The organism is Ideonella sp., assembly GCF_035254525.1.
Classification (GTDB): Bacteria; Pseudomonadota; Gammaproteobacteria; order Burkholderiales; family Burkholderiaceae_C; genus Ideonella.
In genome coordinates, this window is sequence record NZ_DATFAN010000141.1 from 46,585 (window position 1) to 58,972 (window position 12,388).

8 protein-coding genes are annotated in these 12,388 nt (G+C 68.9%); 2 read left to right on the top strand and 6 right to left on the bottom strand.

Translation table 11 applies throughout. The features are described from left to right. Window positions 1-13: 13 nt before the first annotated feature. From VJ693_RS14365 to VJ693_RS14390, 6 genes are all read right to left on the bottom strand, one after another. Window positions 14-268: a DUF1653 domain-containing protein gene (locus VJ693_RS14365; RefSeq protein ID WP_324155147.1), complete on the bottom strand. Its 255-nt coding sequence runs from the start codon at window positions 266-268 to the stop codon at window positions 14-16. Next, on the bottom strand, window positions 265-2,313 hold the full coding sequence (gene paaZ, locus VJ693_RS14370) for a phenylacetic acid degradation bifunctional protein PaaZ (RefSeq protein WP_324155148.1): 2,049 nt from the start codon (window positions 2,311-2,313) through the stop codon (window positions 265-267). Before paaZ ends, VJ693_RS14365 begins: the two co-directional genes overlap by 4 nt. Further along, window positions 2,310-3,410 (bottom strand): ABC transporter substrate-binding protein, encoded by a 1,101-nt coding sequence (locus tag VJ693_RS14375; RefSeq protein WP_324155192.1) that lies wholly within the window; start codon window positions 3,408-3,410, stop codon window positions 2,310-2,312. Before VJ693_RS14375 ends, paaZ begins: the two co-directional genes overlap by 4 nt. 41 nt (window positions 3,411-3,451) lie before the next feature. Further along, window positions 3,452-4,123 carry a TetR/AcrR family transcriptional regulator gene (locus tag VJ693_RS14380; RefSeq protein WP_324155149.1) on the bottom strand — a complete coding sequence of 224 codons (672 nt, stop codon included), beginning with the start codon at window positions 4,121-4,123 and terminating at the stop codon, window positions 3,452-3,454. 600 nt (window positions 4,124-4,723) lie between these two features. Further along, on the bottom strand, window positions 4,724-5,914 hold the full coding sequence (malE, locus tag VJ693_RS14385; protein ID WP_324155151.1) for a maltose/maltodextrin ABC transporter substrate-binding protein MalE: 1,191 nt from the start codon (window positions 5,912-5,914) through the stop codon (window positions 4,724-4,726). Continuing rightward, window positions 5,911-7,017, bottom strand: a complete 1,107-nt coding sequence (locus tag VJ693_RS14390; RefSeq protein ID WP_324155152.1) for a sn-glycerol-3-phosphate ABC transporter ATP-binding protein UgpC — start codon at window positions 7,015-7,017, stop codon at window positions 5,911-5,913. Before VJ693_RS14390 ends, malE begins: the two co-directional genes overlap by 4 nt. A 376-nt stretch (window positions 7,018-7,393) precedes the next feature. Here VJ693_RS14390 and VJ693_RS14395 point away from each other — a divergent pair, with 376 nt between their 5' ends. Together VJ693_RS14395 and glgB are read left to right on the top strand one after the other, a co-directional pair. Next, complete coding sequence (locus VJ693_RS14395; RefSeq protein ID WP_324155154.1) at window positions 7,394-9,859, top strand: glycogen/starch/alpha-glucan phosphorylase; 2,466 nt, start codon at window positions 7,394-7,396, stop codon at window positions 9,857-9,859. A 153-nt stretch (window positions 9,860-10,012) separates the two neighbouring features. Further along, complete coding sequence (glgB, locus tag VJ693_RS14400; RefSeq protein ID WP_324155155.1) at window positions 10,013-12,193, top strand: 1,4-alpha-glucan branching protein GlgB; 2,181 nt, start codon at window positions 10,013-10,015, stop codon at window positions 12,191-12,193. Window positions 12,194-12,388 lie beyond the last annotated feature (195 nt).

Below are 12,388 nucleotides of genomic sequence, written 5' to 3' on the forward strand. Positions count from 1 at the left end.
TCGCGAAGCGCGTTCAGCAGACGCGCGCGAATCGCGGCACGCGCCGGCCGCCCACCTCGACCTCGCCGAAGAACATCGCATGCGGCCGGACCCACAGGCCGGTCGTGTTGTACAGCGGCCGGTAGACGACCAGCGGCTCCAGCGTTTCGCTGTGGCGGGCCACGCCGATGACCTCGTACTCGCCGCCCTTGTAGTGGCGGTAGCGGCCGGCCGGCGTGACGGGCAGCGGCGGCAGGTCGCCGTCGCTGCCGTCCTGGCCTGCGGTCATGCCGCGGCAGCTCGCTTGGCCACCAGCGTCAGGATGTCGTAGCTGGCGACCAGTTCGCCGTTCTGGTTGGTGACCTCGACGTCCCAGGCGACCACGCCCTGCCCCACGCCCTTGTCGTCGACCTTCATGCGGTCGATCTTGCGCTTGGCGGTCAGCCGGGCCTGGATCGTGTCGCCGATGGCCACCGGCTTGACGAAACGCAGCGTGTCCAGCCCGTAGTTCGCCAGCACCGGCCCGGGCGCCGGGCTGACGAACAGGCCCGCCGCGGCCGAGAGCACGAAGTAGCCGTGCGCGATGCGCTGGCCGAACTGCGTGTCCTTCGCGGCGATCTCGTCGAAGTGCATGTAGAAGTAGTCGCCCGAGACGCCGCCGAAGTTGACGATGTCGGCCTCGCTCACGGTGCGGCGGTGCGTCAGCAGGCTCTCGCCGATCTGCAGCTCCTCGAAGTGGCGGCGGAACGGATGCACCTCGGTCTCGATGCGCGCCGCGCCGCGCACGTACTCGCCGGTCACCGCGGCCAGCATGGTCGGCGAGCCCTGCACCGCCGTGCGCTGCAGGTAGTGCTTGACGGCGCGAATGCCGCCGAGCTCCTCGCCGCCGCCGGCACGGCCGGGGCCGCCGTGCTTGAGCATCGGCAGCGGGCTGCCGTGGCCGGTGGATTCGGGCGCGGCCTCGCGGTCGAGCACCAGCAACCGGCCGTGGTGGGCCGCCGCGACGGGGATCGCCTGGGCGGCGATCGCCGGCGTCTTGGTGATCAGCGAGCCGACCAGGCTGCCCTTGCCGCGCGCGGCCAGCGCGAGTGCCTCGTCGAAATCGTCGTAGGGCATCAGCGTGCTGACCGGGCCGAAGGCCTCGATGTCGTGCACCGCGTCGTTGGTCATCGGGTGAGCGGCCAGCAGCAGCGTCGGCGGGAAGAACGCACCTTCGGCCGTGCCGGCGCCTTGCGGCACGAAGCCCTCGCCGCCACAGACCACTTCCGCGCCCTGGCGCAGCAGCGCGACGCGTTCGGCCACGTCGGCCTGCTGGGCGTGCGACGCCAGCGCCCCCATCTTCACGCCTTCGAACGCCGGATCGCCGACCACCGTCTTGGCCAGCCGCGCTTTCAGCGCCGCCGCGACCGCATCGACATGCCGGCGCGGCACGATCGCGCGCCGGATCGCCGTGCACTTCTGGCCGGCCTTGACGGTCATCTCGCGCGCCACCTCCTTGACGAAGAGATCGAACTCCTCGTCGCCGGGCTGCACGTCGGGCGCGAGGATCGCGCAGTTCAGCGAATCGGCTTCGGCGTTGAACGGGACCGACTGGCGGATCAGGTTCGGGTGGACGCGCAGCTTGGCCGCGGTGTCGGCCGAGCCGGTGAAAGTGACCACGTCGCTGCCCCGCAGGCGGTCGAGCAGGTCGCCGGTGCCCCCGATCACGAGTTGCAGGCTGCCCGGCGGGAGGATGCCGGACTCTTCCACCAGCCGCACCATCGCCTCGGTCAGGTAGCTGGTCGCCGTGGCGGGCTTGCCGATGCAGGGCATGCCGGCGAGGAAGGTCGGCGCGAACTTCTCGAGCAGGCCCCAGATCGGAAAGTTGAAGGCGTTGATGTGCACCGCCACGCCCTGGCGCGGCACGAGGATGTGGGTGCCGGCGAAGCCGCCCTTCTTGCTCAGCGGGACCACCGGCCCTTCGTGGACCAGGTTGCCGCTCGGCAGCTCGGCCGAGCCCATGCTGGCGTAGGCGAAGAGCGTGCCGGTGCCGCCTTCGATGTCGATCCAGCTGTCGGCGCGCGTGGCACCGGTGTGGGCCGAGATCGCGTAGAGCTGCTCCTTGCGCTCGTTCAGGTACTTGGCCAAGGCCTTCAGCCGCGCGGCCCGCTGCTGGAAGTTCAGCGCCAGCAGCCCCGGCAGGCCGGTGCCGCGCGCATAGGCCAGCGCCTCGCCGAAATCGATGGCCTCGGCATGCGTGCGGGCGACCGGCTGGCCGTTCACGGCGCTGCGCAGGGTCTGCGCCGCCTCGCGGCCGACCCAGCGGCCGCCGATGAAACTCTGAAGCTGCATCATGGTTGGTATTTCCAGGCGCCCTTGTCGATCTTGACCATCACACGAGCGCGCTGATCCAGGCCGAGGTGGTCGCTGGGCGACATCGTGAAGATGCCGTGCGCGCCGGGCATTTCCTTGACCTGCTCGAGGGCGTCGCGCAGCGCAGCGCGGAACTCGGGCGTGCCGGGCTTGGCCTTCTTTAGCGCGGTGGGCACGGCGGCGGCCATCAGCAGGCCGGCATCCCAGGCGTGGGCACCGAAGGTCGAGACCGAGCCCTTGCCGTAGGCGGCCTCGTACTTGGCGACGTACTCCGAGGCCGACTTCTTCACCGGGTGGCCGGCGGGCAGCTGGTTGGCCACCAGCACCGGGCCGCTGGGCAGCAGCGTGCCCTCGACGTTCTTGCCGCCGACGCGCAGGAAGTCGTTGTTCGCGACGCCGTGCGTCTGGTAGACCTTGCCGGTGTAGCCGCGCTCGACCAGCGCCGCGGCCGGCAGCGCGGCCGGCGTGCCAGAGCCGGCGATCAGCACGGCATCGGGGTGGGTGCCGACGATCTTCAGCACCTGCGCGGTCACCGACTGGTCGGTGCGGGCGTAGCGCTCGTTCGCGACGATCTGGATGCCCTTGATGCCGGCGGCCTTGCTGAACTCGCCGTACCAGCCTTCGCCGTAGGCATCGGCAAAGCCGATGAAGCCAACCGTCTTGATCTTCGCATCGGCCATGTGCGAGGCGATCGCGAGCGACATCATGATGTCGTTCTGCGGCGTCTTGAAGACCCAGCGCTTCTTCGCGTCGACCGGCTCGACGATGCGGGCCGATGCCGCCATCGAGATCATCGGCACCTGGGCTTCGGCCACGGCATCGATCATCGCCAGCGAGTTCGGCGTGGTGGTGGAGCCGAGGATGACGTCGACCTTGTCTTCGGCGATCAGGCGGCGGGTGTTGGCCACGGCCTTGGTCGTGTCGGACGCGTCGTCGAGCACGATGTAGTTGATCTTCTGCCCGGCGATCGTCGTCGGCATGATGGCGATGGTGTTCTTCTCGGGGATACCCAGCGACGCGGCCGGGCCAGTGGAGGACACGGTGACGCCGACGTTGATGTCGGCCAGCGCGGCGCCCATGGCCAGCAGGCCGGCAACGGCAACCAGGGTCTTCAATGTTTTCACAGGGCTGTCTCCTTACGTGGTGTCTTCTTGCGGGGAACGGGGGAACTCGATGCCGGAGCATCCGGCAGGCTGACGGCACCGACGCCGCCGAAGAACAGGTCGGCCACCATCGGGGCCATCTGCTCGTAGGTGAGTCGCTGGCCGTCCTCGGCCGGCTTGAGCCAGGTGAACATCCAGTTGATCATGCCAAACAAGAGCATGGTCAAGGGCTTGTGCAGCTCGGCCGGCTTCAGCGCCGGCCGCACCGCGGCCACCGCATTGGCAAAGGCGCCGACGACCCGGCGCTCGATGCCCAGCACGGAGGCGCGCTCGGCGTCATCGAGGAACTTCACGTCCTCGGTCAGCACGCGGTGCTCGTTCTGCGCGTTCGAGTACTCGCGCACGAAGCGAACGATCAGCTCGCGCAGGCGCGGCTCGGGCTCGAGGTTCAGCGCGAGCACTTCGTCGACCACGGCATCCAGCCGCTTCACGTGCGCTTCGGCCACCAGGGCCAGCAGCGCATGCTTGTCACGCACGTAGTGGTACAGCGCGGCCTTGGAGAGCTCGCATGCGGCGGCCACCTGGTTCATCGAGGTGGCGGTGTAGCCCTGTTGAGCAAACAGGGCTGCCGCCTTCGCGAGGATCTGATCGCGCTGGTCGTCGTAGCCGGCGGAGCGGGGGCGGGCCATGTCAGTTTCTCGTTCTGGTGCGGTTGGCGTTGCGGCCGGGGGCCGGCAGGCGGCGGGGCTCATGAGTCCGCGCCCTCGCCTGCGGCGAGGGTGCCCTGCAGTGCTCGCGTTCGTGGCCGCCGTCGAACTCACTTCGCTCACTGCGTTCGCTTCGTTCAGACAATCGCCGGCGAGTCAGTCTACGAGGCTCGCAGCGCTCGCTGCCACGAACGCTGCGCGCTTCGGCGCTCCCTAAATCGCCCCACCGCCTGCCGGCCCCCGGCCGATTCAACCGTTGGAGTGACTGCGACGCTTCGAATACAGGTGCGGTGCGATCGCTCAGACCGTTGCAGGCTGGGAGCCGGTACCCGCTCGGGCGATTTAGGCAGCGCCGAGGAGCGCAGGGCTTGTGGCAGCGCGCGTCAGCGCGCCTCGTAAACACTCTCACTGGCGATTGTTCGAGCACAGCGAACGCAGTGAGCGGAGCGAGTTCGACAGTGGCCACAAGCCCGAGCACCACAGGGAACCCTCGGCCCTCGGGCCGAGGGCGCGGACTCATGAGCCCGAGCGGGTACCGGCTCCCAGCCCGCCCCAACCACGACAGAACAATCACCGCCCCCATCAATTCACCACCATCCGCGCCGCCGCACCATCCAAGGCATCCTTCGGCGACTGCCGCCCATTCGTGATGGCTTCCAAGGCCGCATCCATCGCCGGGAAGAAGCGCTGCATCTCCGGAATGTTCGGGATCGGCTCGCCGGCCCGCGCGTTCTCCATCGTCGTGCGGATCGCCGGGTCGTTCGACAGCTCGGCGAAGTAGACCTTGTTGGCTGGGGTGCCCAGCGAGACGTCGGCCGAGATGGTCTTCAGGCTGTCGACTTTCAGCAGATGGTTCTCGATGAACTCGCGTGCCACGTCCTTGACCGAGCTCGGCGCCGTGATCATGCAGCCGAGCACGCCGACGAATGGCTTGGCCGGGTGGCCGGCGACGCCCGGTACTGCGGCCACACCGAAATCGATGCCGGCCTTCTTCGCGTTGTCCCAGGCCCACGGGCCGGTGATCATCATCGCGACCTCGCCGCGCGCGAAGGTGGCTTCCATTTCGGAGTAGCGCGCCCCTTTGGGCATGTGGCCTTCCTTGATCAGGCGATCCAGCATCTCGGCGCCCTTGAGTGCGCCGGCGCTGTTCACGCCGACGGTCTTCGGGTCGTAGTCGCCTGCGGGCGTCCTGCCAAAGACGAAGCCGCCCGGGCCGGCCAGCATCGGCCAGGTGAAGAAGGACTTGTTGTAGTCCCACAGCACCGCGTGCTTGCCGGCCTTCTGTAGCTGCGCGTCGAGGGTGATCAACTCCTCGAAGCTCGCGGGCGGCGTCTTCACCAGCGCCTTGTTGTAGATGAGACCGATCGCCTCGATCGACAGCGGGTACGCCCAGGCCTTGCCCTGGTAGGTGACCGCGCTCCAGGCCGAATCCTCGATCTCGTCGCGCACGCGCTTGGGCGGATGCACCGGCACGATCAGGCCGGATTTCGCCCATTCGCCGACGCGGTCGTGCGGCCAGCAGAAGATGTCCGGCCCCTTGCCGGCACCGGCCGCGGCCTGGAACTTGTCCGGCGCGCCCTCGGGGTGCTGCACCGTTACTTGCACGCCGGTCTCGGCGGCGAAGGCATCGCCGACCTTCTGCAGGCCGTTGTAGCCCTTGTCGCCGTTGATCCAGACCAGCAGCTTCAGCGGCGCGCCACCGTCGCCGGCTTTCGGGGCGCAGGCAGCCAACAGGGCAGCGACAGCCAGCGCCGGCAAGCGCGCCGACTTCATGCCCGGCCTGCCTCGGCGTGGCGTGGGAACGCCAGGCCCCGCGCATCGAAGAGGTAGGCGCGCTCTTCCGGCACCGTCAGCGTCAGAACCTGGTTCGGCCGCGGGTGCGAGCGGCCGTCCAGCTCGCAGGTCAGCGTGTCTTCGCTGCCGGGGTAATCGGCATAGGCGTAGGTCGTGCCGCCGAGCGATTCGACGAAGGTCACCTTGGCGTCGATGGTGTTCGTGTTGCCGCCTTCCCTCAGGTGCTCTGGCCGCACGCCCAGCTTGACCGGCGCGCCGGGTTGCGCATGCGTGGCATCGACCGCGCAGCGCAGCGTCGCGCCACTGGCCAGTTTCACAGTGGCACCGAGCGCATCGGCGGCGACCAGCGTGCCGTCGAGGATGTTCATTTCCGGCGAGCCGATGAACTTGGCGACGAAGAGGTTGCAGGGGTGCTCGTACAGCCCCAGCGGCGTGCCGACCTGCTCGATCCGGCCGGCCGAGAGCACGACGATGCGGTCGGCCAGCGTCATCGCCTCGACCTGGTCGTGCGTCACGTAGACCATCGTCGTCTTCAGCTCGTCGTGCAGCTTGGCGAATTCGTAGCGCATGCGCACGCGCAAGGCGGTGTCGAGGTTGGACAGCGGCTCGTCGAACAGGAAGACCTCGGGCTTGCGCACGATCGCACGGCCGATCGCCACGCGCTGGCGCTGGCCGCCGGAGAGATCCTTCGGCTTGCGCTCGAGCAGGTGCTCGATGTTGAGGATCTTCGCTGCCTGGCGCACGAGCCGGTCGACCTCGTCCTTCGGCATCTTCGCGAGCTTCAATCCGAACGCCATGTTGTCGTACAGGTTCATGTGCGGGTACAGCGCATAGCTCTGGAAGACCATCGCGATGCCGCGCTCGGCCGGCGGCACGTCGTTGACCACGCGGCCGCCGATTGAGAGCTGGCCGCCGGTGATGTCTTCGAGCCCGGCAATCACCCGCAGCAGCGTGGACTTGCCGCAGCCCGAGGGCCCGACGAAGACCATGAACTCGCCGTCGCGGATGTCGAGATCCACCCCATGCAGGATCGTCGTGGCGCCATAGGCCTTGGCCACGCCTTGCAGCTTCACGTCCGCCACTTCTGCCTTGCCTTTCGTGCCCGGGCGGTCCGCTTCGCGTCGGCCGGGGCTTGTCTCATGTCATGGGCTTGCCTGCGGTGGCATGGCCTGCGCTGTCGTGCCGCGGGCGCCACCATCCCGCCCGCCGGTACGGTGGGCTTCGATGTAGAGAATATACATTTGTGGCTTCGGAAGTACAACCGAAGTTCATCGATTGACGCTCACTTGTAATCAATGAAATCAACGGCTTAGACGTAAACTCGGGTTTTCCATGTGTAGTCAAACTACAAAGATGCGTTCGGATAGCCGATACTTTCCAACAGGCTCATGCGGCTGGCTCGGCCATGCCTGAACCGCCGGCCCTCCAACACGGAAACCGACTGAAGTGAACACGACCATGACCGCCCCGCCCCGCCATTCTTCTGCGGCCAACGCCGACGATAGCGACGGTGCACTGCGCGCCGCGTTTCGCGCGGCCTTCGAGCGTGAACTCGGCCTGTCCACGCAAGGCGCCACCGCGGAGGCCGCGCTGCGTGCCGCTGCCGCGGCGTGCCGCGACCTGCTGGCCGAGCGTTGGGCGCGCACGCAAGAGGAGGACGCCGGCCCCGATGGCCAGCGCGTGTCGCGCCGGGTGCACTACCTTTCGATGGAGTTCCTGATGGGCCGCGCGCTCGGCAACGCGCTGGCTGCACTCGGCCTCGAAGCCGAGTTGCGGGACAGCCTGGCTGCGCGCGGCCATTCGCTGCCCGAGGTGCTCGAGCGCGAGCATGACGCCGCGCTCGGCAACGGCGGCCTGGGTCGGCTCGCCGCCTGCTTCCTTGACGCCTTGGCCGAGCAGGGCTTGCCGGCGTTCGGCTACGGCCTGCGCTACCGCTACGGCATGTTCGCGCAGGCGATCGAGGGCGGCCGCCAGGTCGAGCAGCCCGACGACTGGATGAAGCTCGGCGAGCCCTGGGAACTGCCGCGCCCCGAGCTGCGCTACCCGGTGGGCTTCGGCGGCCAGGTGGTGATCGGTGCCGACCAGCGCCACCACTGGCAGCCGGCCGAGCGCCTGGTCGCGCAGGCCTTCGACTTCATCGTGCCGGCGCACCACAGCGGCCATGTCGCCACGCTGCGCCAGTGGCAGGCCCGCGCGGCCGAGCCGATCGACTTCGCCGCCTTCTGCGAGGGGGACCATGCCGGCGCCGCGCGCCACCTCGTGGCCGCCGACGCGCTGAACTGGGTGCTCTACCCGGACGATTCCACCGACGCCGGCCGCGCGTTGCGCCTGAAGCAGGAGGCCTTCCTCGTCAGCGCGTCGCTGCAGGACCTGATCGCCCGCCATCTGCGCGAGGGCCAGCCGCTGGCCACTCTGGGCGCGCGCAACGCGATCCACCTGAACGACACCCACCCGGCGCTGGCCCCGGCTGAGCTGATGCGCCTGCTGCTCGACGAGCATCATCTGCCGTGGGACGAAGCCTGGGGCATCACGACCCGCGCCGTTTCGTACACCAACCACACGCTGATGCCCGAGGCGCTCGAGACCTGGCCGGTCGCGCTGTTCGAACAGCTGCTGCCGCGCCACCTCGAGATCGTCTACGAGATCAACCACCACTTCCTCGAGGAGGTGCGTGCCCGCTTCCCGGGCGACGAGGCCCGCGCCGCGCGCATGTCGTTGATCGACGAGGGCGGCGCGCACCACGGCGAGCGCCGCGTGCGCATGGCGGCGCTCGCCATCGTCGCCTCGCACAGGGTCAACGGCGTGTCGGTGCTGCACTCCGAGCTGATGGTGCAGACCATCTTCGCCGACTACGCGGCGCTGTGGCCCGAGCGCTTTCACAACGTGACCAACGGCGTCACGCCGCGGCGCTGGCTGGCGCAGGCCAACCCGGGCCTGTCCGCTTTGCTCGACACCCACATCGGCACCGCCTGGCGCAGGGACCTCGGCCAGCTCGCGGCGCTGAATACCCAGGCGGCCGACGTCGCCCTTGGCGCCGAGTTCATGGCCGTCAAGCGCGCCAACAAGCAGCGCCTGGCCGAGCGCATCAAGCGCGAACTCGGTCTGGTGGTCGATGTGGACAGCCTGTTCGACGTGCAGATCAAGCGCATCCACGAGTACAAGCGCCAGTTGCTGAACCTGCTGCACGTGGTGGCGCGCTGGCAGGCGATCGTCGACGACCCGCAAGCGGACTGGGTGCCCCGCACGGTCGTCATCGCCGGCAAGGCGGCCTCGGCCTACCAGGCCGCCAAGCTGATCATCCGGCTCGCGCACGACATCGCCGCGACGATCAACGACGACCCGCGCGTGGCCGGGCGGCTCAAGCTCGCCTTCCTGCCGAACTACGGCGTGAGCCTGGCCGAGACCATCCTGCCGGCGGCCGACCTGTCCGAGCAGATCTCCACCGCCGGCACGGAGGCCTCGGGCACCGGCAACATGAAATTCGCGCTCAACGGCGCCATCACGATCGGCACCTGGGACGGCGCCAACATCGAGATGGCCGAAGCCATGGGCATCGAGAACATGTTCGTCTTCGGCCTGCGCGCGGATGCCGTGGCGAAGAAGCTGGCCGAGGGCTACCGCCCGGCCGACCAGGTGCGCGACAACCGGCAGCTGCAGCGCGTGATCAGCGCCATCGCCAGCGGCACCTTCTCGCCCGGCGAGCCGGGCCGCTACCGGCCGCTGACCGACCACCTAATGGCGGTCGACAAGTACCTGCTGCTGGCCGACTTCGCCGACTACGTCGCGACGCAGGCCCGTGTGGATGCGCTGTACCGCGACCGAGGCGCGTGGGCCGAGCGCGCGCTGCGCAATGTCGCCGGCATGGGCTGGTTCTCGGCCGACCGCACGATCCGCGAGTACGTCGAGCGCGTCTGGCAAGCATGAGGCCCCCACGCTCCCTTCCGGTCGCTGCCCCCGGGGCCACGAAGGGGCCCTTCGGACCCCAGGGGCTCGCGTCGGGCGGACCGGCGAAGCCGGATCCGCGCACGCCGCTTGATGGGCGGCTGGATCGCAATGGCCTTGGTTGAAAATCAGCCGATGCTTCCTGATACCCATGTCCAGGCCCTGCTCGCGGCGCGCCACGCCGACCCCTTCTCGGTGCTGGGCCTGCACCCCGAAGATGATGGCCAGCTCTGGCTGCGCGTGTGCTGGCCGAAGGTCGCCGCGATCGACCTGCTCGATGCCAAGACCGGCCGCAAGCTGCTCGCGCTGACCTTGCGTGACCCGGACGGCTTCTTCGAGGCTCCGATCCCGCGCCGCAAGCAGCGCTTCGCCTACCGGCTGCGCCTGTACGACCCGCAAGGCCAGGTGCTGGCGGAGGTGGCCGATGCCTACGCCTTCGGCAAGCAGCTCGCCGACGCGGAGCTGAAGCTGCTCGCCGATGGGCGCCACCCGCGGCCCTACACGGTGCTCGGCGCGCATGCGACCGCGCAGCAGGGCGTGGCGGGGGTGCGCTTCGCGGTCTGGGCGCCGAATGCCAAGCGAGTCAGCGTGGTCGGCGATTTCAACCAGTGGGACGGCCGGCGCCACCCGATGCGCTATCGCCACGAGGCGGGCGTGTGGGAGATCTTCGTCCCGCACGTGATCGAGGGCGACCTCTACAAGTTCGAGCTGCTGTCGCGCGACGGCGCGCTGCTGCCGCTGAAGGCCGACCCGTATGCGCGCGCCGCGCAGCTGCGGCCGGAGACGGCGAGCAAGGTCGCGCCGCTGCCGCCGGTGCGTGCGCTGCCCGAGGCCCGTGGCGATGCCAACCGCCGCCACGCGCCGATCTCGATCTACGAGGTGCACCTGCCTTCGTGGCGTCGCGTCGGCCAGGGGGCCTTCCCGAGCTGGGACGATCTCGCGGCGGCGCTGCCCGACTACGCGCTCGAGATGGGCTTCACCCACCTGGAGCTGCTGCCGATCACCGAGCACCCGTTCGACGGCTCCTGGGGCTACCAGACGCTGGGCCTGTACGCGGCGAGCGCCCGCTTCGGCCCGCCGGAGGGCCTGGCCCGCTTCGTCGACGCCTGTCATGCGCGCGGCCTGGGCGTGCTGCTGGACTGGGTGCCGGCGCACTTTCCGTCCGACGCGCACGGCCTGGCGCAGTTCGACGGCACCGCGCTGTACGAGTACGCCGACCCGCGCGAGGGTGTGCACCGCGACTGGAACACGTTGATCCCGAACTACGGCCGCTACGAAGTGCGCGAGTTCCTGGCCGGCAGTGCGCTGTACTGGCTGGAACGCTACGCGGTCGATGGGCTGCGCGTCGACGCGGTGGCCTCGATGCTGTACCGCGACTATTCGCGGCCCGAGGGGCAATGGATTCCCAACATTCATGGCGGGCGGGAGAACCTCGAGGCGATCGCACTGCTGCAGCAGGTCAACCGCGTGCTGGGCAGCGAAGCGCCGGGCGCGATCACGATCGCCGAGGAATCCACCGCGTTCCCGCTGGTCTCGGCGCCCACCGATGTCGGCGGTCTGGGCTTTCACTACAAGTGGAACATGGGCTGGATGAACGACACGCTGGCCTACATCCGGCAAGATCCGATCCACCGCCGCTGGCACCACGAGAAAATCAGCTTCGGCCTGAGCTACGCCTTCAGCGAGAACTACGTGCTGCCGATCTCGCACGACGAGGTGGTGCACGGCAAGGGCTCGATGCTGGCCAAGATGCCGGGCGACGACTGGCAGCGTTTCGCCAACCTGCGCGCCTACTACGGCTTCATGTGGGGCCACCCGGGCAAGAAGCTGCTCTTCATGGGCCAGGAGTTCGCCCAGCCCGACGAGTGGCACCACGATGCCCACCTGCCCTGGCGCCGGCTCGACGACCCCCGCCACGCGGGCGTGCAGGCGCTGGTGCGCGACCTGAACAAGCTCTACCGCGAGGAGCCGGCGCTGCACAAGCTCGATTGCGAGGCGGCGGGCTTCGAATGGCTCTCCAACGACGACGCCGAAAACTCCGTCTTCGCCTGGATCCGGCGCGACGACGCGGGCCGCGCGGCAATCGTCGTCTGCAATTTCACGCCGGTGCCGCGGCTGGGCTACCGGGTCGGTGTTCCGCCGGGTGCTGCCGCATGGCGCGAAGTGCTGAACACCGACTCGGCGCACTACGGTGGCAGCAACATGGGCAACCAGCATGCGGCCTTGCCGGTCGAGGCAGTGGCCGAGCATGGGCGTGAGCAATCGATCGTGATGACCTTGCCGCCGTTGTCGGCGGTGTTTCTGGTGCCGGATTGAGATGGCGTGGGTTGGTGTTGGCGCGCTTCGGAGGTTGGCGAGGGCTGGGAGCCGGTACCCGCTCGGGCTCATGAGTCCGCGCCCTCGGCCTGAAGGCCGAGGGTTCCCTGTGGTGCTCGAGCTTGTGGCCACTGTCGAACTCGCTGCGCTCACTGCGTTCGCTGTGCTCGAACAATCGCCAGTGAGAATGTTGAC

What these genes read in the sequence shown, in the direction of transcription:
- VJ693_RS14395 (WP_324155154.1), top strand. Translation starts at nt 7,394, where the DNA reads ATGACCGCCCCGCCCCGCCATTCTTCTGCGGCCAACGCCGACGATAGC.
- paaZ (WP_324155148.1), bottom strand. Translation starts at nt 2,313, where the DNA reads ATGATGCAGCTTCAGAGTTTCATCGGCGGCCGCTGGGTCGGCCGCGAG.
- malE (WP_324155151.1), bottom strand. Translation starts at nt 5,914, where the DNA reads ATGAAGTCGGCGCGCTTGCCGGCGCTGGCTGTCGCTGCCCTGTTGGCT.
- glgB (WP_324155155.1), top strand. Translation starts at nt 10,013, where the DNA reads ATGCTTCCTGATACCCATGTCCAGGCCCTGCTCGCGGCGCGCCACGCC.
- VJ693_RS14375 (WP_324155192.1), bottom strand. Translation starts at nt 3,410, where the DNA reads ATGGGCGCCGCGCTGGCCGACATCAACGTCGGCGTCACCGTGTCCTCC.
- VJ693_RS14365 (WP_324155147.1), bottom strand. Translation starts at nt 268, where the DNA reads ATGACCGCAGGCCAGGACGGCAGCGACGGCGACCTGCCGCCGCTGCCC.
- VJ693_RS14380 (WP_324155149.1), bottom strand. Translation starts at nt 4,123, where the DNA reads ATGGCCCGCCCCCGCTCCGCCGGCTACGACGACCAGCGCGATCAGATC.